Annotated in this window: 20 protein-coding genes; 14 read left to right on the top strand and 6 right to left on the bottom strand. The window is 75.0% G+C overall.

Annotated elements, in window-relative coordinates:
• Window positions 1–156 precede the first annotated feature (156 nt).
• Window positions 157–582, top strand: a complete 426-nt coding sequence (locus tag ABT093_RS00780) for a VOC family protein (protein WP_350558266.1) — start codon at window positions 157–159, stop codon at window positions 580–582.
• Window positions 583–912: 330 nt separating this feature from the next.
• Window positions 913–1,695 carry an MHYT domain-containing protein gene (locus tag ABT093_RS00785; RefSeq protein WP_350558269.1) on the top strand — a complete coding sequence of 261 codons (783 nt, stop codon included), beginning with the start codon at window positions 913–915 and terminating at the stop codon, window positions 1,693–1,695.
• Window positions 1,696–1,740: 45 nt separating this feature from the next.
• On the opposite strand, the gene ABT093_RS00790 is transcribed toward ABT093_RS00785, so the two are convergent.
• Window positions 1,741–2,664, bottom strand: a complete 924-nt coding sequence (locus tag ABT093_RS00790) for a DUF4231 domain-containing protein (protein WP_350558272.1) — start codon at window positions 2,662–2,664, stop codon at window positions 1,741–1,743.
• Between the two features lie 119 nt (window positions 2,665–2,783).
• Between ABT093_RS00790 and ABT093_RS00795 the strand changes: the two genes are divergently transcribed.
• Entirely contained in the window at window positions 2,784–3,233 is a 450-nt protein-coding gene (locus ABT093_RS00795; RefSeq protein ID WP_350558274.1) for a VOC family protein, read from the top strand.
• 70 nt (window positions 3,234–3,303) lie between these two features.
• Here ABT093_RS00795 and ABT093_RS00800 read toward each other — a convergent pair whose 3' ends face one another.
• Window positions 3,304–4,767, bottom strand: coding sequence for an NCS2 family permease (locus tag ABT093_RS00800; RefSeq protein ID WP_350558277.1), 1,464 nt, complete (start codon window positions 4,765–4,767; stop codon window positions 3,304–3,306).
• 246 nt (window positions 4,768–5,013) lie between these two features.
• Between ABT093_RS00800 and ABT093_RS00805 the strand changes: the two genes are divergently transcribed.
• The 3 genes from ABT093_RS00805 to ABT093_RS00815 are packed head-to-tail and all read left to right on the top strand — an operon-like array spanning window position 5,014 to window position 8,104.
• Window positions 5,014–5,298 (top strand): DUF2530 domain-containing protein, encoded by a 285-nt coding sequence (locus tag ABT093_RS00805; RefSeq protein WP_350558280.1) that lies wholly within the window; start codon window positions 5,014–5,016, stop codon window positions 5,296–5,298.
• A 52-nt stretch (window positions 5,299–5,350) separates the two neighbouring features.
• On the top strand, window positions 5,351–7,834 hold the full coding sequence (locus ABT093_RS00810) for an HAD-IC family P-type ATPase (protein ID WP_350558283.1): 2,484 nt from the start codon (window positions 5,351–5,353) through the stop codon (window positions 7,832–7,834).
• 33 nt (window positions 7,835–7,867) lie between these two features.
• The gene (locus ABT093_RS00815; protein WP_350558286.1) at window positions 7,868–8,104 is read left to right on the top strand and encodes a hypothetical protein; all 237 of its coding nucleotides are present in this window, start codon (window positions 7,868–7,870) and stop codon (window positions 8,102–8,104) included.
• Window positions 8,105–8,131: 27 nt separating this feature from the next.
• Here ABT093_RS00815 and ABT093_RS00820 read toward each other — a convergent pair whose 3' ends face one another.
• Complete coding sequence (locus ABT093_RS00820; RefSeq protein ID WP_350558289.1) at window positions 8,132–11,437, bottom strand: sacsin N-terminal ATP-binding-like domain-containing protein; 3,306 nt, start codon at window positions 11,435–11,437, stop codon at window positions 8,132–8,134.
• 196 nt (window positions 11,438–11,633) lie between these two features.
• Window positions 11,634–12,515: a DUF3027 domain-containing protein gene (locus ABT093_RS00825; RefSeq protein WP_350558292.1), complete on the bottom strand. Its 882-nt coding sequence runs from the start codon at window positions 12,513–12,515 to the stop codon at window positions 11,634–11,636.
• A gap of 677 nt (window positions 12,516–13,192) precedes the next feature.
• Here ABT093_RS00825 and ABT093_RS00830 point away from each other — a divergent pair.
• The 4 genes from ABT093_RS00830 to ABT093_RS00845 all read left to right on the top strand — a co-directional run bounded on the left by ABT093_RS00830 (window position 13,193) and on the right by ABT093_RS00845 (window position 16,799).
• Entirely contained in the window at window positions 13,193–14,572 is a 1,380-nt protein-coding gene (locus ABT093_RS00830) for an MFS transporter (RefSeq protein ID WP_350559195.1), read from the top strand.
• A gap of 77 nt (window positions 14,573–14,649) precedes the next feature.
• On the top strand, window positions 14,650–15,183 hold the full coding sequence (locus tag ABT093_RS00835) for a hypothetical protein (protein WP_350558295.1): 534 nt from the start codon (window positions 14,650–14,652) through the stop codon (window positions 15,181–15,183).
• 10 nt (window positions 15,184–15,193) lie between these two features.
• Entirely contained in the window at window positions 15,194–15,961 is a 768-nt protein-coding gene (locus ABT093_RS00840) for a futalosine hydrolase (RefSeq protein ID WP_350558298.1), read from the top strand.
• Window positions 15,954–16,799: a 1,4-dihydroxy-6-naphtoate synthase gene (locus ABT093_RS00845; protein ID WP_350558301.1), complete on the top strand. Its 846-nt coding sequence runs from the start codon at window positions 15,954–15,956 to the stop codon at window positions 16,797–16,799. The genes ABT093_RS00840 and ABT093_RS00845 overlap by 8 nt, the downstream gene beginning before the upstream one ends.
• A gap of 33 nt (window positions 16,800–16,832) precedes the next feature.
• Here ABT093_RS00845 and ABT093_RS00850 read toward each other — a convergent pair whose 3' ends face one another.
• On the bottom strand, window positions 16,833–17,216 hold the full coding sequence (locus ABT093_RS00850; RefSeq protein ID WP_350558304.1) for a cold-shock protein: 384 nt from the start codon (window positions 17,214–17,216) through the stop codon (window positions 16,833–16,835).
• Window positions 17,217–17,710: 494 nt separating this feature from the next.
• Here ABT093_RS00850 and ABT093_RS00855 point away from each other — a divergent pair, with 494 nt between their 5' ends.
• Entirely contained in the window at window positions 17,711–17,947 is a 237-nt protein-coding gene (locus ABT093_RS00855; protein WP_350558307.1) for a hypothetical protein, read from the top strand.
• A gap of 16 nt (window positions 17,948–17,963) precedes the next feature.
• Here the strand turns inward: ABT093_RS00855 and ABT093_RS00860 are convergent, their stop codons facing one another.
• The gene (locus tag ABT093_RS00860) at window positions 17,964–18,596 is read right to left on the bottom strand and encodes an HAD family hydrolase (RefSeq protein WP_350558310.1); all 633 of its coding nucleotides are present in this window, start codon (window positions 18,594–18,596) and stop codon (window positions 17,964–17,966) included.
• 100 nt (window positions 18,597–18,696) lie between these two features.
• On the opposite strand from ABT093_RS00860, the gene ABT093_RS00865 reads away from it, so the two are divergent.
• Genes ABT093_RS00865 through ABT093_RS00875 form a run of 3 tightly spaced genes read left to right on the top strand, consistent with a single transcriptional unit; the run spans window position 18,697 to window position 21,698 of the window.
• Complete coding sequence (locus tag ABT093_RS00865; protein WP_350558313.1) at window positions 18,697–19,725, top strand: FecCD family ABC transporter permease; 1,029 nt, start codon at window positions 18,697–18,699, stop codon at window positions 19,723–19,725.
• Entirely contained in the window at window positions 19,722–20,792 is a 1,071-nt protein-coding gene (locus tag ABT093_RS00870; RefSeq protein WP_350558316.1) for a FecCD family ABC transporter permease, read from the top strand. The genes ABT093_RS00865 and ABT093_RS00870 overlap by 4 nt, the downstream gene beginning before the upstream one ends.
• A 15-nt stretch (window positions 20,793–20,807) precedes the next feature.
• Window positions 20,808–21,698: an ABC transporter ATP-binding protein gene (locus ABT093_RS00875; RefSeq protein ID WP_350558319.1), complete on the top strand. Its 891-nt coding sequence runs from the start codon at window positions 20,808–20,810 to the stop codon at window positions 21,696–21,698.
• Window positions 21,699–21,752 lie beyond the last annotated feature (54 nt).

The following is a 21,752-nucleotide window of genomic DNA, read 5'->3' on the forward strand; positions in this document are numbered from 1 at the left end:
TCAGCGACCTGGGGCCCGCCACCCGACTGCCCCCTCCCCCCACCCCGTACCTGCTGGCCGTGCCCTCCGTGACTCCCGGTGCGATGCTGGTCCTGGGACCCGATCCGCGCGGGCCCCCGGCGCCGCAGCACCGCTCAGCAGAAGGGCCGACCAGACATGACCGACGTCGCCGCCGAGCAGGCCACCAAGGTCGACTCCGCCGAGCAGAACGACACCGGCTTCGCCCGCCTCGCCATGGTCACCATCGACTGCGCCGACCCGGTCGCGCTGGCCGCCTTCTACGGCGAGCTGCTCGGGTGGGAGACCCGCCACGTGGACGAGCACTTCGCCATCCTGGACAACCCCGAGGGCGGCAGCCCGCTCGGCTTCGGCCGGGTCAGCGGATACCGGCCGGAGCCGTGGACCGAGCCGGACGGCGGCAAGCACTTCCACCTGGACTTCTATGTGGACGACCTGGAGGCAACCACCGCCCGCGCCCTGGCCCTGGGCGCGACCGAGCCCACCTACCAGCACGGCCGCACGCTCAAGGTGCTGATCGACCCGGCCGGTCACCCGTTCGGCCTAGCGCCCCTGGACGCCTGACCGACCGTCCAGCCGCGGCGCCAGCGCCACGCCCTCCGCGTCGCACCCGCCCGTTGCGTCCGTTTTCGATCGGATCCGGCACTTTTGAGAAGAGTGCGTCAGGGCTTGGTGCCAAGATCATGCCGATCACGTGAAGGGCACCCCTGGCCTGCGATTTCACAAGAAAAACGCACATTGTGGGACTCATCGGGAGCAGCTACTCTCCGGCGGTGTCAGGGCACCCCCCACCCCAGGCCTCCCCCCTCACGGACCCGGTTCACGGCCGGCCGGTCCGCCCTGCCCTGGTGTCGGTGCTCCCCCTCCTCCCCCAACCCTCGACAGGAGTCCCTCGTGGGCGAGATCCACCACGCCGACCACGGCTGGGTGACACCGGCGGCCTCGTACCTCGTCGCCTGCCTCGGCGCCTTCGTCGCCCTGCGCGCGACCCGCTGGGCGCTGGTCTCCACCGGCCGCTCCCGCCTCCACTGGCTGCTCTTCGCGTCGGCCTCGCTCGGCGCGGGCATCTGGTCGATGCACTTCATCGCGATGCTCGGCTTCTCCGTCACCGGCGCGGAGATCAGCTACCGGCCCGACCTCACCCTGCTCAGCCTGCTCGTCGCGATCGTGGTCGTCGGCATCGGCGTGTTCTCGGTCGGCTACAGCCCGCACCCTCGGACGGCGCTGCTGGCGGGCGGGCTGACCACCGGCCTCGGGGTCGCGGCGATGCACTACCTCGGCATGGCCGCGATGGTCCTGCCCGGCTTCGTCGGCTACGACGCGGGCACCGTCGCGCTCTCCGTCGGGATCGCGGTGTTCGCGGCGACGGCCGCGCTGTGGGCCGCGCTGAACATCCGGGGCACCCTCGCCGTGCTGGCCGCCGCGCCGGTCATGGGGATCGCGGTCTGCGCGATGCACTACACCGGGATGGCCGCCGTCTCCGTCCGGCTCCAGAGCTCGCGGACGGTCGAGGACGGGCTGATGGCGCTGCAGTTCGTCTTCCCGCTGGTGGTCGGGCTGGGCTGCTTCATCTTCGTCGGCTCGCTGGCCTTCGCGGTGTCGCCGAGCCGCTCCGCCGCCGGCGCCCAGCCGGTCCTGGTCGGCCGCGCCGCGCCGCTCGTCCCGCGCGAGCCCTGATCGCGCGTCACCCGGACCGCGCGGGCGCGGCCGGCCCTCCCCGCCTCAGCGCGGGAAGGCCCGCCGCGCCCGCCAGGTGGTGTGCTCGCGCGACACCGCGTCCTCCGCCTCGGCGGCCAGCCGGGCCCAGCGCTGCTCGGCGTCCGGCGTCCGCGGGTCGAGGTCGGACAGCTGGTTGCCGACGTTCTCCAGCTCCCGCGCCGCCAGCTGGTACGCGGCGGCCAGCGGACGGAGCTGCTTCAGCTGCGTCCAGGCGATCACCGCCGCGGCCGCCGCCGAGGTGGCCCCGAACACGTGCACCTGCAGCGCGCCGGTCGCCTGCGCGACGGCCGCCGCCGCGCCGATGATGATCAGCGCCGCCACGCCCAGCCCCCAGGTGACCGCCTGCGACTCGCAGGACTCCGCCCGCGAGCGGTACCACGTCCGCTGCCCCTCCACCCGGGTGCGCAGGTAGAGCGTCCGGCGCGCGGTCAGCGACTCCGCCCGCACCCGGCGCATCTCCGGGGTGATCTCGGCGACCGACCCCGGCGGCACGATCGCCGGGTCCTCGAACGCCCGCAGCACGTCCTCCACCTGCAGCAGGTAGCCCCGGTCGACGTCCGCCGACTCCGCGTCGCCCTCGAACGGCCGGGCCCGCACCGAGTACTTCCAGGCCAGCGTCTTCACCGACTCGGCCGCCGCCCGCGCCTCGTACCACCGCGCCTGCGGATTGCTGCGGCGCAGGCGCGACCAGAAGTACCCGGCCACCAGGAACGCCACCACCGAGAACAGCGGCGTGATGTCGGAGGCCCCCTTGTCGTCGGGCCCGGGCAGCGAACCGACCACCGCCGCGACCACCAGCATCGAGATGAGCCCGCGGTACCAGCGCAGCGTCTGCTGCTGCCCGGACAGCGACGCCTGGTCGGCCGTCCGGAACAACTCCGGCAGCAGCTGCGCCTCGACCCCCGCCGGCGGATCCTGTCTGACCATCGTCCCGCTCCCTCCCCCGTCTTCGCCCCGGAGTATGCCCCGGGTCAACTGCCCTACACCGACGCCCTCTTGACATCCCCTCTTGCCACCGTCCGGCCGCAACCCCTATAACCGGTTACATGCCCATGCACTGGAAGCTCGTCATCGACGCCGCCGACCCGCACCGCCAGGCCGCCTTCTGGGCCGCCGCCCTCGACTACACCCTCGAAGACCACAGCACCCTGATCGCCGGCCTGCTCTCGGCCGGCGCGATCACCCCGGACCAGGTCACCGAGGTCGACGGCCGCCACGCCTGGCAGACCCTCGCCGCCGTCCGCCACCCCGAGGACCCGCACGACCCCACCAGCGACACCGGGCTCGGCCGCCGCATCCTCTTCCAGCGCGTCCCCGAGCCGAAGCAGGGCAAGAACCGCCTCCACCTCGACCTCCACCCCGGCCCCGACGCCCGCGAAGCCACCGTCACCCGCCTCACCTCCCTCGGCGCCACCCTCCTGCGCGACGTCACCGAGCCCGGCGGCTCCTGGACCGTCATGCAGGACCCCGAAGGAAACGAGTTCTGCGTCCACTGACGCCCCCGCCCATCGACAGCGGCCCCGCACTCCGTCGAGGAGTGCGGGGCCGTCGGGCCGACCGTGGATCTCAGAGGAGACCGAGGGCCGGCATCAGGTAGTAGAAGGCGAAGACGGCGGAGACGGCGTACATCGGGAGGGGGACCTCGCGGCCGCGGCCGGCGGCGAGGCGGAGGACGCAGAAGGTGATGAAGCCGAAGCCGATGCCGTTGGTGATGGAGTAGGTGAACGGCATCATCGCGATGGTCAGGAAGGCCGGGATCGCGATGGTGTAGTCGGCCCAGTCGATGTCGCGCACGGAGTTGGCGAGGATCAGGAAGCCGACGGCGACCAGGGCGGGGGTGGCGGCCTGGGCGGGGACCATGGTGGCGAGGGGGGTCAGGAAGAGGGCCACCACGAAGAGGCCGCCGGTGACGACGGAGGCGAAGCCGGTGCGGGCGCCCTCGCCGACGCCGGCGGTGGACTCGACGAAGCAGGTGTTGGCGGAGGAGGAGGTCGCGCCGCCCGCCGCGGTGGCGATGCCGTCGATCATCAGGACCTTGTTGATACCGGGCAGGTCGCCCTTCTCGTCCAGCAGGTGCGCCTCGTCGGCGACGCCGAGGATGGTGCCCATCGCGTCGAAGAAGCAGGACATCAGGACGGTGAAGACGAAGAGGACGCCGGTGAGGACGCCGACCTTCTCGAAGCCGCCGAACAGGCTGACCTCGCCGACCAGGCCGAAGTCGGGGGCGGCGACCGGGTTGCCCGGCCAGGCCGGGACGGTCAGGCCCCAGTTGAGGGCGGGGATGTCGGCGACCTTGTCGATCACGACGGCGACGGCGGTCATCACGGCGATGGAGACCAGGATCGCGCCGGGGACCTTGCGGACCAGCAGCACCAGGGTCAGCAGCAGGCCGAGCACGAAGACCAGCACGGGCCAGCCGAGCAGGTGGCCGCCGGTGCCGAGCTGGAGCGGGACGGTGGTGTGCGCGGCGTCCGGGATGCGGCTGACGAAGCCGGAGTCGACCAGGCCGACCAGGGTGATGAACAGGCCGATGCCGATCGCGATGGCCTTGCGCAGGCCGAGCGGGACGGCGCTCATGACCCGCTCGCGCAGGCCGGTGGCGACCAGGAGCATGATCGCGAAGCCGGCCAGCACGACCATGCCCATGGCGTCCGGCCAGGTCATCTTGGGCGCGAGCTGGAGCGCGACGATGGTGTTGACGCCGAGGCCGGCGGCCAGGCCGATCGGGACGTTGCCGATCACGCCCATGAGCAGCGTGGTCAAACCGGCGGTGAGCGCGGTGGCGGTGACCAGCTGGGCGCTGTCCAGGTGGGCGCCGGTCATGTCCGTGGCACTGGCCAGGATGATCGGGTTCAGCACCAGGATGTACGCCATGGTGAAGAAGGTGGCGACGCCGCCGCGGATCTCGCGCGGCAGGGTCGAGCCGCGCTCGCTGATCCGGAAGTAGCGGTCCAGCGCGCCGGACGGGGGCTTCGGCGCGTCGGGCTGGGCGGGCTCGGGCGACTCGGTGGTCGGCTGGGCCACGGGCATGCTGCGTCCTCTGTGGGGGGCGGAGGAGAGGGGGACCCGCCCGGGACGACGGTGGCCGGGCGACCCGGTAGGACGGGCACGAAGCACGGTGTCCTGAGCATGCCGCGACCGACCGGAGAGACAAGTATGGGTTCCCCGATCGCTCGTACGCTATCTTCGCGCGTAGAACGAATAACCCCTGTAACAGCGCGAACAGTCTCCGTGCTGAATCGATCGGACGTGCGCCCGCACCGTACCCTAGGGCCCATGCCCAAGACGCCACCGCACCCCTCTCCCCCGCCGCTGGAGGCCAACGACGTCGCGATCGTCGGCGGCGGCACGGTGCTCTGGTTCGTGGCGTTCGTGGCCCTGCTCCCGTTCTGGGGCACGCTCTCCGACCACGGCCACGGCAGCTGGCCGTGGATCTGCCTGGCCGGCGGCGGCCTCGGACTGATCGGCCTCTGGTACTGCCGGGCCCGCCGGGACGCCATCGCGCGCAGCCGCGCGGCCGCCGCGACGCAGGCGCAGAACCCGGCCACTCGGTCGGACTGAATAGTCCTTTAGTAGCACGCATCGGACATAAGGCGCCCGTAGAGTCGGTGCCATGACGCAGCCCGCGCAGCCCGCCGAGGACCAGCCCACCGGTGACCAGCCGGACGGCGCCCACCCGCTCGGACTGCTCCCCGGGCGCCGCGGCGGGCTGACCGCCGCCGAGGTGGCCGAGCGGGTCGCCCGCGGCGAGGTCAACGACGTTCCGGTCCGCTCCAGCCGCTCCGCCAGGGAGATCGTCCGGGCCAACGTCTTCACCCGGTTCAACGCGATCATCGGCGTGATGTTCGCGATCATCCTGGTCGTCGGCCCCATTCAGGACGGCCTGTTCGGCCTGGTCATCGTCGCCAACACGGCGATCGGCATCATCCAGGAGCTGCGCGCCAAGAAGACCCTGGACAGCCTCGCGCTGATCGGCGAGGCCAGGCCCCAGGTGCGCCGGGACGGCAGCGCGCGGGAGGTCGCCGTCGGCGAGATCGTGCTGGACGACACCGTGCTGCTCGGCATCGGCGACAAGGTGATCGTCGACGGCGAGGTCACCGAGGCGGACGGCCTGGAGATCGACGAGTCGCTGCTCACCGGCGAGCCGGACCCGGTGCTCAAGCGCCCCGGCGACCAGGTGATGTCCGGCAGCTTCGTGGTGGCCGGCGCGGGCGCGTTCACCGCCACCAAGGTCGGCCGCGAGGCCTACGCGGCGCGGCTGGCCGAGGAGGCGAGCCGGTTCACCCTGGTGAAGTCGGAGCTGCGCAGCGGCATCGACAGCATCCTGCGGTTCATCACCTGGCTGCTGGTGCCGACCGCCATCGGTCTGATCATCAGCCAGCTGGCGGTGGAGGGCCGGGACTGGCGCGAGGCGGTCCGCCGGATGATCGCCGGGATCGTGCCGATGGTGCCCGAGGGCCTGGTGCTGCTGACCTCGGTGGCCTTCGCGATCGGCGTGGTCCGGCTGGGCCGCAAGCAGTGCCTGGTGCAGGAGCTGCCCGCGATCGAGGGGCTGGCCCGGGTGGACACCGTCTGCCTGGACAAGACCGGCACGCTGACCGAGGGCGGCATGGACGTCGTCGACCTGCGGATCATCGGCGGGAACGGAGGAGCCGGGGACGGGGACACCGGCACCGAGCCGGACGGCGACGGCACCCTCAAGGAGACCGTCCGCCGGGCCCTGGGCGTGATGGCCGGCGCCGACGCCCGCCCCAACCCGTCGATGCAGGCCGTCATCGACGCCTACGGCAACGGCAGCACCGAGCGGCGCGACGGCTGGCGGGTGATCGAGGCGATGCCCTTCTCCTCCGCCCGCAAGTGGAGCGGCGTGCAACTGCACGAACCGCGCGGCGACGAGGCCAGCTGGCTGCTCGGCGCCCCCGACGTGCTGCTGCCCTCCGGCCACCCGGCGCTGGCCGAGGTGGACGAGCTGGGCGCCCAGGGCCTGCGGGTGCTGCTGCTGGGCCGCACGCCGGTCCCGCTGGACGCCCCCGACCCGGCCGCCGGGCTGCGCCCGCTCGCCCTGCTGGTGCTCCGGCAGCGGCTGCGCGAGGACGCCGCCGAGACCCTGCGCTACTTCGAGGGCCAGCGGGTCGAGGCGAAGGTGATCTCGGGCGACGCGGCGGTCTCGGTCGGCGCGGTCGCCGCCCACCTCGGGCTGCCCGGTGCCGACCACCCGGTGGACGCCCGCACCCTGCCCGCCGATCCGCAGGCCTTCGCCGACACCGCCGAGCGGACCACCGTCTTCGGCCGGGTCACCCCGCAGCAGAAGCGCCAGCTGGTCGGCGCGCTGCAGTCGCGCGGGCGCACCGTGGCGATGACCGGCGACGGCGTCAACGACGTGCTGGCCCTCAAGGACGCGGACATCGGCGTGGCGATGGGCAGCGGCAGCGACGCGACCAAGGCGGTCGCCCAGATCGTGCTGCTGAACAACTCCTTCGCGGTGATGCCCTCGGTGGTCGCCGAGGGCCGCCGGGTGATCGGCAACATCGAGCGGGTGGCCGGGCTGTTCCTGGTCAAGACGGTCTACTCGGTGCTGCTGGCGCTGCTGGTGATCTTCACCCACTCGCCGTACCCGTTCCTGCCCCGGCACTCCACCGTGCTGTCCACCCTGACGATCGGCGTACCGGCCTTCTTCCTGGCGCTCGCTCCCAACAACGAGCGCGCCCGCACCGGCTTCGTGCGCCGGGTGCTGCGCCTGGCGATCCCGGGCGGCCTCATCGCCGGGACGGCCACCTTCGCCGCGTACGCGCTGGCCCGCGCCAACCACGCGACCGACCTCGAGTCGGACACCAGCGTCGCCACCCTGACGCTCTTCCTGGTCGCGATCTGGGTGCTGGCGATCGTGGCCCGCCCGTACACCTGGTGGCGGCTGCTGCTGATCGGGACGATGGGCGGGGCGTTCACCCTGGTGCTGACCGTGCCGTGGCTCTCCGACTTCTTCCAGCTCTCGCTGACCGGCACCCGGGACCCGTGGGTCGGGGTCGGCATCGCGCTGACCGCCGGCGTGGTGCTGGAGGTGGTCTGGCGGATCATGCGCCGCCGGCTCGATGATTGACCCACGGAGCGGAACGATCGCCGGGGGTGGCGGATGGCGCGCAGGGGCGGAGAGCTGGAGGCCTTCGCGGCCTTCCTGGGCGGACTGCTGGCCACCGGGCTGCTGGCCCTGGCGATGGCCGGGGTCGGCGCGCTGGCCGGGATCCACGCCGGACCGCTGCTGAGCAAGGCGGTGGCCGCCGTCCTGACCGCCGCCTGGGTGGTGACCACCCTGACGATCTACCTGCGGCTGCTCGCCCGTGGCCGCACCCGCTCCGGCACCCGCTCCTGAACGGGCGGGCACCGGAGCGGTCGGCCGTCAGCCCTCGAAGTCCCGGGCGGCGGACAGCTCGTAGGCCCGGTCCGGCTCGCTGAGCGCGGCCAGTACCTCGAACCGGCGGTGCCACTGCCCGACCGACCAGGCCAGCCCGGCGGCCAGCCCCTCCGGCGTGGCCGCGTGCAGCAGCCCGGGCACCGGCGGCACCTCGAACTCGTCGTCCTCGTCCGCCTCCTCGGCCGACTCCGGGTCGTACGGCGCCTCCGGGGTGCCGCCCTCGGCGTCCCAGCGCCAGTCCACGGCGGCCTCCTCGCCGTCCGGGCCGACCACCAGCAGCTCCTCGTGCTCCTCGTAGGCGACCGGGCAGCCGGGCAGCAGCTCCCGCACCACGGCCGGCACCCGGTGCAGGGCGCCCTGGGAGAGCACCCGCCCGCCGGCCACCTCGCTGGCCAGCGAGACGTGCAGCCGCTCGGCGAGGTCGGCGGCGAGCGCCGGGGCGACCGGCAGCAGCGGGTGGTCGTGCAGCAGCTCCACCAGGTCGGGGGCGTCCGCGACGACCGCCTCGGCGGCGTCCACCACGACGGTGCGGTCGGGGCGGCGGCCGGTCGCGCGGTCCAGCGGCGGCACCGCCCGCACCACGTCCAGCGGCTCGATCCGCTCCGCCTCGACCCGGGCCAGCGCGGTGTGGATGCCGTGCAGCTGGCGGTGCCCGACCTCGGCGGCCGGGTCGGTGAGCCGGTCCAGCACCTCGTCCGGACCGTGCGGCTCGGCGAGCAGCGCGGCCAGCGTGGTGCGCACCCCCAGCGCGTGCAGGAACTGCTCGTCCAGGGTGGTGCGGGCCTCGTCGTACAGCCCGCGCAGCAGCGGGTCGGCGCCGGCGGCGCGCAGCCCGGCGGGCTCGCGGCCGTCCAGCACCGGGTGGTCGCGCAGCCACCAGGCGGTGTACGGCGGCAGGTCGGCGTACGAGCCGTCCGGCAGCAGGGTGCGGACCGGGTTGACGACGGCGTCCCGGTACGGCGGGCGGGAGAGCGCGGCCAGCGCCTGCGGCCAGGCGTCGTCGTCCACCAGGTCCAGATCGCGGACGGCGAGCAGCTCGGCGGCGACCGGCGGGACGCCCACGGTGTCCCCGTCGTCGGCGTGCAGGGCCTCCAGCGCGTCCTCGGCCCAGTCGGCCAGGCCGTCCGGCGCCTCGTCGATCAGCCCGGTGGGGTGGCCGCCGGCCGCCCGGTCGGCGGGGGCGGTCGGGTCGAGCCGCTCCAGGTCGTCCGGGTCGAGCACCACGTCCTCGGCGCGGACCAGCACGAACTCGGCCGGCACGCCGGCGGCGGCGAGCACCTCCGGGCCCCAGCGCTCCAGCAGCTCGTCGTCCACCCAGGCGGCGTCGTCCTCGCGCGCCAGCGCGGCGAGCGGGCTGTCGGGGAGCAGCAGCTCACCCGCGCGGACGGGCTCGCCCTCGTCGTCGAGCAGGGCCAGCCGGGCCAGCCAGGGGTGCTCGCCGGGTGCCGGGGCGGCCGCCCTGACCAGTGCCAGCACGGCGTCGGCGAGGTCGGCGGCGGCGTCCGGGTCGTCCTCGGCCAGCTCGTAGGAGCGGGCGACGGCGGCCCGCACCTCGGGCGTGTCCAGCACCCCGGCCGGGGTGGCCGCGCCGGCACCGAGCTTGGCCAGCAGCGGGTGGGCGGCCTCCGGGTGGGCGAGCCGCAGGTCGAGCACGGCGAGCGCGCCGGCCAGCGACTCGGGGTAGCCGGGGAAGGCCGCCCAGTCGGCGTCGTCGGAGGGCAGCAGGACCCGGCGCGGGCCGGTGATCGTCCGCCCGTCGGCGAGCGGCACCGGCAGCGCGCCGAGCGCCTCCGGGTCGGCGCCGCCGAGCGCCGCGTACAGGTTGCGCCACCAGGCCGGCTCGCGGTCCAGGCCGCCCAGCTGGTCGACCACCTCGGCGAGCGGCACCCGGCGCACGTTGAGCACCCGCAGTTCGGTGCGGCGCTCCAGGCCGGCCGGCAGCAGGCCGGGGAAGATCGGCGCCAGCGCCTCGACGACCGAGCCGTCCGCGCCCTCCAGCAGCGTGGCGTCCCGGGGCCGCAGCGCGGGCGTGCCCTCCTCGACCGGCGCCGGGTGCGGCAGGAACGGGGTGCCGGGCAGCCGGGAGAGCACGGCGGCGCGCAGCGCGTTGTCCAGCGCGCCCTGGCCGAGCGGGCCGGGCACCAGGCCGAGCGAGCCGAGGTCGCCGCCGCGGGCGCGCAGCAGGTCGGCGTAGGTGTCGGCGGCGCGCTCGGTGAGGAAGTCGGCGAGCGCGCCGGGGGCGACGTGCCGGCGGGTGGAGTCCAGCGGGTAGGAGGCGATCAGCAGCGCGGGCAGGCCGAGCGGCTCGTCGCTGGGGGTGGGCGCGTGCAGCACCGGGGCGATCGCGGGCCGCTGCGGGGCGCCCTCGTCGGAGACCGGCACCGCCCAGGTCACCGTCCAGTACGGGCGGGCGCGCTCCTCGGTGGGCCGGTCGGCGAGCAGGTCGGGGGCGAGCGCGCCGGCCGCCTCGGCGGTCTGCCAGACGGTGCGCCGAAGGCCCGCGCCCGCGTCGTCCGTCACCGTCACCTCGGTGACGCCGTCGGGCCGCGGCCCGGCGGCCGAGCGGGTCAGCGTGCGGGTGCCCTCCGAGGTCTCCACCACCACCTCGGCCAGGCCCGGCAGGGTCAGCAGCAGCGCGTCGTCGACGGCGGCCAGCAGCCGGCGGGTGAGGTCCTCGGCGGCGGCGTCGCGCAGCGGCAGCACCACCACCGTGTCGTAGCCCTCGGGCGCCGGGCCCTCGGCGGCGAACGGCAGGCGCAGCAGCGGCACGTGGCCGTCCCGGCGGCGCAGTTCCTCGGCGAGCGCCGGCTGCGCCCCGGTCAGCGCCCGGGCCTCGCCGAGCGACCAGCGCACGCCGCCGGCCGAGCCGAGCACGGCGGGCTCGTCGGTGACGGCGAGGACGGCGGCGAAGCCGACGCCGAACCGGCCGACGGTGGTGTCGCGCTCGCCACGCTTGGAGGAGGCGCGCAGGGTGGACAGCGACTCGACGGCGGTGGCGTCCAGCGGCGCGCCGGTGTTCGCGGCGGCCAGCACGCCGTCCGCCAGGGTGAGCCGCAGCCGGCCGGGGCCGTGCCCGGCGCGCACGGCGGCGTCGGCGGCGTTCTGCGCCAGCTCGACCACCAGCCGGTCGCGGTAGCCGCCGAGGGCCAGCTCCTCCTCGGCGTTGGCGTCCTCCCGGAACCGGGCCGGGGAGGCGGCCCAGGCGTCCAGCACCCGACGGCGCAGTCCGGCGCTGTCGAAGGGGTCCGCGAGGTGCTCGTCCGCGCCGCTGCCGATGATCCGAGGTTCCACTGGACCTGCCTTCCGCCGCCCTGTTGTGCCCTACGAGGGGCATTCTTCCCTGCCGGAAGGACTGCCCCGGACACGCCCCCGGCCGCAGCCCGCCCCGGCCGGGCGACGGCGCGGGCGGGAATCCGGGCCGGAACGGCGGCGGCCCGCCCCACCGGGTGGGACGGGCCGCCGCCGGCCGACGATGCCCGGGCGGTGCTCAGGAGTGGCCGAGCTCCTCGGTGGGCGCGTCCGGCTCGACCGAGCCGGAGAGCCGGTCCGGGTGCAGCGGCAACGGCTCGACCACCAGCTCGTCCAGGATCAGCTCGGCGGGCGCCGGCGGAGCCGGGATGACGGCCGCCTCGGAGTGCCCGCCGCAGCCGTACGCGAAGGAGACGATCTGGCCGTCGGCCGGGCCGAACTCGTTGCCGCAGACGCCGAACGCCTGGCCGAGCGAGCCGCCGATCGGGATCAGGAAGCCGCAGCTGACGCAGGAGGCCGGGGCGGACTGCGCCATCGGCGTCTGCGGGCCGTGCGCCTTCTCCCAGCGGTCGGCGGCCAGGTGCAGGCCGAGGCGGGACAGCACCCGGCTGCGGCCCATGCCCAGTTCGTCGGCGACGGCGCTGATCTGGGCGCGCACCGGCGCCGGCTGGATGTCCGGGTCGGTGACCAGCACGTCCTCCTGCGCGGCCTGGGCCACCGCGGAGTTCGGCGCGGGCTCGTCCTCGCCGGTCCAGCCCGGCTCCAGGCGCAGGTCGTCGGCGCCGGTGGGCAGCAGGTCCCCGGGGCCCATGTCGCCCGGCCGCAGCCGCTCGCTCCACGGCACCCACTGCGGGGCGAGGATCGCGTCGGCGCCGGGCAGCAGCACGACCTCGTCCAGCGTCACGTTCTTGGCGCGCGGGGCGCGGGCCACGGTGACGGCCCAGTGCCAGCCCCGGTACGCCGCGTCCAGGCACTCGAAGGTGTGGGTGACGACACGGTCGGCCTCGGCCTGGACACCCAGGTGCGCTCCGACGGTCTCGGCGCCGACGGCGTCCTCGGCTGCCTGACGGGCGAGTTCGACGGCCTCGGCACAGAGCCGATCAGGGGTACGGCTTCGCATCGCAGCACTCACGGCGTCGATTCTCTCCCAGTTCTTCTGTCGCCCACGGCGAGTTGCCTGTTCCGTCGCGGCTCGGTGTCCCTCGTCCATTCTGCGCGACCGCGGGCCACCGCGGATACCGGCCGCGCCGCTCATCGGTTCCGCCGGAGCCGGTCGGGCCCTCGGGCGGACCCTGGGCAGGCTACCCGCCGGTCGGCCACCCGGCACAGTCCGGGGCGCCCGGAGTGGCTCCGGAGCGTCCGGAACGGGAACGACGGCCGACGGCCGCGCGGCGCGGAGCGGAATCCCGCGTTGTCGTCCCGATTCTGGGGCAGGATGGGCTTGTGGCGGACGAGAACCCGTCGCAGCACGCACTGCGCGCCTCGCAGACCGGCAGCCCCGACGAGGCGGACGCCGTGCCGCGACAGCAGCCTCCGGTCCACGATGCGGGCGAACCGCGATCGGTGGACCCCTCGCCACTGCCCTCCGCCGAACCCTCCGGATCCGCGGACGCCGCCGGTCCCGGCGCCGTGGCCACCGGTGCCGCCGGGGCCGAGGAGTCCCCGGAGGGCTTCGAGGACGTCGCGGACATCGAGGACTTCGGGGACTTCGGGGACTTCGGGGACTTCGGGGACTTCGGGGACTTCGGGGACTTCGGGGACTTCGGGGAGGAAAAGGAGGAGCCGCGCCGGCACTTCCTGGTCCGCACCGCCTCCGCGGCCGGCTCCCGCACCGGCAAGGTGGTGCACGGCACCGGCCGGCGGATCCGCCGGGCCACCGCGGCCGAGGGCGCCGGCGAGTCGGGCCTGGCCAAGCTCATCGAACTGCACGCGCTGAACGCCTTCGGCGACATGCTGATCACCGTGGCGCTCGCCTCCACCATCTTCTTCTCGGTGCCCACCGGCGAGGCCCGCGGCCGGGTGGCGCTCTACCTGCTGGTCACCATGGCGCCGTTCGCCGTGCTGGCCCCGGTGATCGGCCCGCTGCTGGACCGCCTGCCGCACGGCCGCCGGGCCGCGATGGCGACCTCGATGCTGGCCCGCGCGGTGCTCGCCTGGACGATGGCCGGCGTGGTGGCCGGCGGCGGACTGGCGCTCTACCCGACGGCGCTCGGCGTGCTGGTCGCCTCCAAGGCGTACGGGGTGGTGCGCAGCGTGGTGGTGCCCCGGCTGCTGCCGAGCCGGCTCTCCCTGGTGAAGGCGAACTCCCGGGTCACCCTGGCCGGGCTGCTGGCCACCATGGTCGCGGCCGGCGTCGGCGGGCTGCTGCACCTCATCGGGCCGAGCTGGCCGCTGCGCGGCGCCTTCCTGGTGTTCGTGGCGGGCACCCTGATGGCCTTCCACCTGCCGCACGCGGTGGACTCGGCCAAGGGCGAGCAGCGCGCGGTGCTGCACGCCGAGGAGCACCCGCCGGGCCACCACGGCCTCCTGCCGGGCCGCGCCGCCGAGGAGCCGGCGCCCGCCGGGCAGCGGCCCAAGGCCTCGCTGCGCACCGTCGGCCCGTCGGTGATCCTGGCCCTGCGCGCGATGGCGGCGATGCGCTGGCTGGTCGGCTTCCTGGTGCTGTTCCTGGCGTTCCTGCTGCGGGACGACCCGATCGGCGGCCTGCGGCCGACCCTGGCGCTCGGCCTGGTGGCGCTGGCCGCCGGGACGGGCAACGCGCTCGGCTCGCTGCTCGGCTCCTGGCTGCGCCCCCGCAGCCCCGAGGTGACGGTCACCGCGATGCTGCTGCTGGCCGGCTGCGCCACGGCCGCCGCCGCGCTCTGGTACGGCGTGGTGACGGTGGTGACGGTCGCCGGCACGGCCGGCCTCGCGGCCTCGCTGGGCAAGCTGTCGCTGGACGCGCTGATCCAGCGGGACGTCCCCGAGGCGGTGCGGACCTCCGCCTTCGCCCGCTCGGAGACGGCGCTCCAGCTGTCCTGGGTGGCGGGCGGCGCGGTCGGCATCCTGCTGCCGCTGGACGGCGCGCTGGGGCTGTCGGTGGCCGCCGCCGTGCTCGGCGCGGCGCTGCTCTGGACGTTCCGCTCGCTCCTGCGGGTGGGGCTGCGCCACCGCCCGGCCGCGCCCCGGGTGGCCTAGCACACCGGGGCGGCGGACAACACGCGGCGGCCGACCCCCGCGTAGCGTGATCGCGAAAGCCCGGTAGCCTCTGACGCATGAGCCTCAGCACCCGCGCAGTCGCCGGCCTCGGCGCCGTCGTCGTCATCGCCGCCGGCACGGTCGGCGGGTCCATCGCCTACGCGTCGAACCAGCACGAGATCAGCGACCACCGCGCGACCCTGGTGGTCGGCAACTCCTCGCAGGCCGCCGACCCGTTCTGCTTCAACGACGGCAACCCGCTGACCGACCAGCAGCAGGAGGAGTGCCAGGACAAGGCCGGCAAGGCCCTGGAGGACGGCACCCTCCCCTCGTCCGACGTGGTCGTCAGCGACCGCATCGCCATCGGCGTCAGCCCGGACGTGGCGGACCGCGGCTGGTGGGCCAACACCAACGGCGGCCAGCAGGGCCAGGGCGGCCGGTTCATCCTGGCCTCGGCGGCCCGCAACGCCACCTTCTCGGGCTCCGTGCCGGCGAGCAAGGCGCTCAACTCCTCCGGCAAGACCCTGATCACCGTGGTCGAGACCGACCCGAAGTCGCCGGACGCGATCTACGCCGTGTGGTACTTCCAGCTGAACACCCAGGACAGCTGACGGTCCCGCGGTGACGGTACGACTCCCCGACGAGCAGTCGGACCCCGCGCGGGCCCGGCTGCTCGTCGTCGTCGCGGTGCCGGCCGAGGCCGAGGCCGTGCTGCGCGGCCTGGGCGCGGCCCCGCAGGGCCCCGGCGAGCGGGTGGCGCTGCCGGGTGGCGCGCTGGACCGCGTCGCACACCCCTCGGGCGTGACGGTGGACGTGCTGGCCGGCGGGGTCGGCCCGGGCGCCGCCGCGGCCGCCGCGGCCACCGCGCTCACCGCGCTCACCGCCGCCCGCTACGGCCTGGTGCTGTCGGCCGGGATCGCCGGCGGCTTCGCCCCCCGGGCGCCGATCGGCGCGACCGTGGTCGCCACCGGGATCGTCGCCGCCGACCTGGGCGCCGAGACCCCCGAGGGCTTCGCCGACGTCACCGAGCTGGGCTTCGGGACCGTCCGGCACACCCCCGCGCCGGCCGCCGTGGCGCTCGCCGCCGAGGCCCTGGACGCCGTCACCGGAACCGTTCTCACCGTCTCCACGGTGACCGGCAGCGCCGCCCGCGCCGCCGCCCTGAGCGCCCGCCACCCGGACGCGGTGGCCGAGGCGATGGAGGGCTTCGGGGTCGCCGAGGCCGCCGCCCGGCACGGCGTGCCCGCGTTCGAACTGCGGACCGTCTCCAACGCGGTGGGCCTGCGCGACCGGTCCGCCTGGCGGATCGGCGAGGCGCTGGCCGCGCTGGAGCGCGCCTTCGCCGCCCTGCCCCACCCCGCGCTAGTGAAGGAGGCCGGCCGTGGCTGAACGGCTGAGCATCGCGTACTCGCCCTGCCCGAACGACACCTTCGTCTTCCACGCCTGGTCGCACGGCCTGGTGCCCGGCGCGGACGCCCCCGAGGTCACCTTCGCCGACATCGACGTCACCAACGGCCTGGCCGAGCGCGGCGAGCTGGACGTCCTGAAGGTCAGCTACGCCGCGCTGCCGTGGGTGCTGGACGAGTACACCCTGCTGCCGTGCGGCGGCGCGCTCGGACGCGGCTGCGGGCCGCTGGTGCTGACCCGCCCGGAGAGCGGGGACGACCTGAGCGGGAAGACCGTGGCCGTCCCGTCCGAACGGTCAACCGCCTACCTGCTGTTCCGGCTCTGGGCGGCCCGGGCGGTGCCCGGCGGCCTGGGGGAGATCGTGGTGCTGCCGTTCCACGAGATCATGCCCGCCGTCCGGGACGGCCGGGTGGACGCCGGCCTGGTCATCCACGAGGCCCGGTTCACGTACCAGAACTACGGACTGCGCTGCCTCGCCGACATGGGCGAGGCCTGGGAGCGGGAGACCGGTCTGCCGATCCCGCTGGGCGCGATCATCGCCCGGCGCTCACTGGGCGCGCAGCGGCTGCGGGAGCTGGCCGAGGCGATCCGCGCCTCCGTCCGGCAGGCCTGGGACGACCCGGAGGCCAGCCGCCGGTACGTGCTGGAGCACGCCCAGGAGATGGACCCGGACGTCGCGGACCGGCACATCGGCCTGTACGTGAACGAGTTCACCGCGGACCTCGGCGAGGAGGGGCACGCGGCCGTGCGCGCGCTGCTCACCCGGGCCGCCGCGGAGGGGCTGGTGCCGCCGCTCGGCCCGGGCGCGCTGGACTTCTGAGGCCCGCCTCCGGCGAACCTCCGGCTCAGGTCACTAGACGTCGAACTGGTCGGCCACCGCGCGCAGCAGCACGGCGAGCTTCTGCCCGGCCGGCTTGGCCGGGTAGCGGCCGTGCTGCAGCCCCGGCAGCACGGCGTCCATCATCGTGATGAGGTCCTGGACGAGCGCCGCCATGTCGTCCGGGCTCTTGCGCTGGGCGGCGGCCACCGACGGCAGCGCGTCCAGCAGCTGGACCTGCATCGCCTGGTCGCCGCGGTGCCCGGCGACCACGCCGAACTCGACCCGCTGGCCCGGCTTCAGCGACGTGATCCCGGCGGGCAGCGCCTTGGTGTGGACGAAGACGTCGCCGCCGTCGTCGCGCGACAGGAAGCCGAAGCCCTTCGTCTCGTTGAACCACTTGACCTGGCCGGTGGGCATCTCGAACAGTCCTCGATGTGGGTGTGAGGGATCCCGGCCCTGGCCGGGAATCGCTGGGTGGTGGGACAGCGGGCCGACCCGGGGGGACACGCCCGCAGGGGCGCACGCGGTCAGCACACTGTAAGGAGCAGACTAACGGTCCGTCACTGTCTCATCCGCGTTCCGCACAAGATCCGTACGGGGCTCCGACGGCCACGGGCGACCCGGAACCGGCATGGCCGGGGCGCGGCTCGGCACTGTCCACAGGCTCGCACCCCCGGTCGGAGAGAAGCGGGGCGCACTGATCGCACCCCTCGGCACAGCCTGCATACCCCCGCCCAGCAGGGATCAAAACTCCCAGCGCCCGGAAAACTGCGCAACGTGACCGGGTCGCTCGTCCGCGAAGCGCCCCCGGACGCCCCCGCCCGGCACCGCGCGGGACCGGCCGCCGGCGGCCTCTGCGAGACTGGGACGGCAGCCGAACCCGCCGTCCCGGCCGCAGAGGAGCAAGCCCCGTGAGCAGCCAGAGCGCCGACCGCGGCGACGCCTACGTCAAAGCCGGAGCGATCGTCTTCGGGCTCGGCGCGCTCGCCACGCTGGTCACCTTCGTCCCGCTGTTCCTGCACCTGACGCCGCTGCCCACGGCCGCGTACTGGCTCAGCATGCTGATGCCGCTGGGCTTCCTGCTCGCCCTGACCGGCCTGCTGCTCTCCGCCCGGGCCCAGCGCCGCCGGTCCCGCGCGAACGCCTGAGCGCCCGCGCCGGGGCCTAGACGGCCGTCCCGAGGTGCCCGGCCAGCCAGGCCGGGAAGGCGGTGAGGTCGGGCAGCACCACGTCCGCGCCCGCCGCCCGCAGCTCCTCGGCCCCGTACGGACCGGTGGCCACCGCCACCGCGACGGCGCCCGCGTGCCGGGCTCCCCGGATGTCGCCGAGGTGGTCGCCGACGTAGACGGTGGCGCCGTGCTCGCGCAGCGCGTCGCCCTTGGTCTCCGCCCAGAGGTCGCCGGCCAGCGCGTCCGCCCGCATACCCGCGTGCTCCAGGTGGAGCCGGGCGTTGGGCTCGTACTTGCCGGTGATCACCGCGACCCGGCCGCCGTGCGCGCGGACCGCCTCCAGGGCGTCGTGCGCGCCGGGCAGGGCGACGGTCGGCGCGAAGGCGTGGTCCCGGTAGAGCGTGCGGTAGCGGTGGGCGACCGCCTCCACCCGCTCCTCCGGGAACCAGTTGCGCAGCTCGTCGAGGAGCGGCGGTCCGAGCCGGGTCACCACCAGGTCGGCGTCGATGACGGTCCCGGTCTCGGCCGACAGCGCCAGATAGGTGGCGCGGATGCCGGGCCGGGTGTCCAGCAGCGTCATGTCCAGGTCGAAACCCACAGTGAGCGGGGCGTCCGAGGTCGCAGGCATGCCGTCAGGCTATCCAACGTCCCGACCTGCGCGAAGGAACGATTTGCCCCGGCTTCCGCGTGGAACTTAGGTTTGCCTGAGCTATCTGCGAGAGAGAGCCATGACCGACACCACCGCGCCCGGCAGAGCCCGCCTGCTGCGCCGCCGCATCCTGTGGCTCATCGCCGCGCTGGCCTTGCTGGCCGGCGCGGTGCTGCTGAGCCTGGCGGTCGGCAGCCGGAACATCCCCTTCGGCGACACCCTCGACGCCCTGCTGCACGGCGGGGACTCCACCAACGCCGTCGTGATCCGCGAGCTGCGGGTGCCGCGCACGGTGGTCGGCCTGGCGGTCGGCGCGGCGCTCGGCCTGGCCGGCACCGTCATGCAGGGCATCACCCGCAACCCGATCGCCGACCCCGGCATCCTCGGCGTCAGCCAGGGCGCGGCGGCCGGCGTGGTGCTGGCGATCTCCGCGTTCGGGGTCTCCACGCTCACCGGGTACGTCTGGTTCGGCTTCGCCGGCGCGGTGCTCGCCACCGTGGTGGTGTACGGGCTGGCCGGGCGCGGCCGGGGCGGGGCGACGCCGGTCAAGCTGGCGCTGGCCGGCTCGGCGGTGTCCGCGTTCATCGCCTCGCTCAACACCCTGGTGCTCACCACCGACGCGGCGGCCATGGACCAGTTCCGGTTCTGGCACGTCGGCTCGCTCTCCGGCCGTACCGCGGACGTCGCCTGGCAGCTGCTGCCGTTCCTGGCCGTGGGCACCGTGCTGGTGTTCGCGGTGGCGCGCGGGCTGGACGCGCTGGCGCTCGGCGACGACACCGCCAAGGGGCTCGGCGCCAAGACCGGGCTGGTGCGGGCGGTCGGCGCGCTCGGCGCGACCGTGCTGACCGGCTCGGCGGTCGCGGCCGCCGGACCGGTCGCCTTCGTCGGCCTGGCCGTGCCGCACGCCGCCCGCGCGGTGGCCGGCGCCGACCACCGCTGGGTGCTCGCGCTGTCCGCCGTGCTCGGCCCGGCGCTGCTGCTGCTCGCCGACACGCTCGGCCGGGTGCTGTTCCCGCCCTCGGAGGTACCGGCCGGTGTGATGACCGCACTGGTCGGTGTGCCGGTCCTGGTCGCCCTGGTCCGGCGGCGGAAGGTGGTGGCGGCATGACGGCCCCGACGGCCCCGACGGTCTCCACGGTCTCGCTGCGCGGCTACACCGTGGTGCGCGCCCGGGGCGTCTCCTTCCTGCTGCACCGGCGCTCGGCCTGGGCGGCGCTCGGCCTGCTGGTGGCGCTGGCCGCCACCGCCGTCGCCTCGCTCTGCCTGGGCGAGTCCACGGTGGCGCCCGGCGAGGTGCTGAAGGTGGTGTTCGGGCAGCCGAGCCCGCACGAACTGGTGGTCGGCGAGTTCCGGCTGCCCCGGGTGGTGGTCGGCCTGCTGGTGGGCACCGCGCTCGGGCTGGCCGGGGCGCTGATCCAGACCGTCGCCCGCAATCCGCTGGCCAGCCCCGACGTGGTCGGCGTCTCCTGGGGCGCCACCGCGGCCGTGGTCGGCCTGCTGGCGTACGGCGTGGTCGGCTCCACCGGCCAGGTGCCGTACGCGGCCGTCGCGGGAGGGCTGGTGGCGGGCCTGCTGGTCTACCTGCTGGCCTGGCGGCGCGGCCTGCACGCCCAGCGCTTCGTGCTGATCGGCATCGGGATCTCCGTCGCGCTCTCCTCGCTGACCTCGGTGTTCCTCACCAAGGGCGACGGCTTCCAGGCGCAGGCCGCCAAGGTCTGGATGACCGGCAGCCTGAACGGCTCCGGCTACGACCAGGCCGGCTGGCTCGCCTGGGTGCTGCTGGCCTCCGTGCCGGTGGCGCTGTGGGCGGCGCGGGCGCAGCGCTCGATCTCCTTCGACGACGCCACCGCCGTCGGCCTCGGGCTGCGGCTGAACCGGATCCGCCTGGGCATGGCGCTGCTCGGCGTGGTGCTCGCCTCCTGCGCGGCGGGCGCGGCCGGGCCGGTGGACTTCGTCGCGCTGATGGCCCCGCAGATCGCCGTGCGGCTGGCCCGCTCGGCGCAGATCCCGCTGCTGTGCTCGGCGCTCACCGGCGCGCTGGTCGTGGTGCTGGCCGACCTGCTGGCCCGCCGGCTGCTGGCGCCCACCGAGCTGCCGGTCGGCGTGGTGACCGGACTGGTGGGCGCGCCGTACCTGATGTGGCTGCTGATCCGCTCCCGCCGTGGAGGTTCCTGAGTCGTGGAGACCCCGATGCCCGCCGACGCCGAGTCCGTCGACACCAAGTCCGTCGACACCGAGTCCGCCCGCGCCGCGTCCACCGGCACCGTGGACCGGGGGTCCGGCCACCGCCTGGAGGCGCGGGAGCTGACCCTCGCCTACGAGGCCCGCACCGTCGCCGAGAAGCTCTCGCTGCGGATCCCGGACGGCAGGGTCACGGTGATCGTCGGCCCGAACGCCTGCGGCAAGTCCACCCTGCTGCGGGCGCTGGGCCGGCTGCTGAAGCCGGCGCGCGGCGCGGTGCTGCTGGACGGCGAGGAGCTGGCGCGCGTCCCCACCAAGCAGATCGCCCGGCGGATCGGGCTGCTGCCGCAGTCGCCGAGCGCCCCCGAGGGCATCGCGGTGGCCGACCTGGTGGCGCGCGGCCGCCAGCCGCACCAGAGCTGGTGGCAGCAGTGGTCCGCGGAGGACGAGGCGGCGGTCGCCGAGGCGCTGGAGCGCACCTCGACGGCCGAGCTGGCCGAGCGCGGCGTGGACGAGCTGTCCGGCGGGCAGCGGCAGCGGGTGTGGATCGCCATGGCGCTCGCCCAGGGCACCGACATCCTGCTGCTCGACGAGCCGACCACCTTCCTGGACATCGCGCACCAGGTGGAGGTGCTGGACCTGGTGCGCCGGCTGAACGTCGAGCGCGGGAGGACGGTCGTCGCGGTGCTGCACGACCTCAACCAGGCCGCCCGGTACGCGGACCACCTGGTGGCGATGCGGGAGGGGCGGATCGTCGCCCAGGGCCCGCCGGCCGAGGTGGTGACGGCGGAGCTGGTGCGGGAGGTGTTCGGGCTGGAGTCGGTGGTGGTGCCGGACCCGGTGACCGGGACGCCGCTGGTGGTACCGGGCGCGCCGTGGACGGCCACGACGGACGCATAGCGAAACTTTATGCACCAATTCGGACATAATCGACGCGCCGTGCTCCCCCGCTCC

The organism is Kitasatospora sp. NPDC002551 (assembly GCF_040296005.1).
GTDB lineage: Bacteria > Actinomycetota > Actinomycetes > Streptomycetales > Streptomycetaceae > Kitasatospora.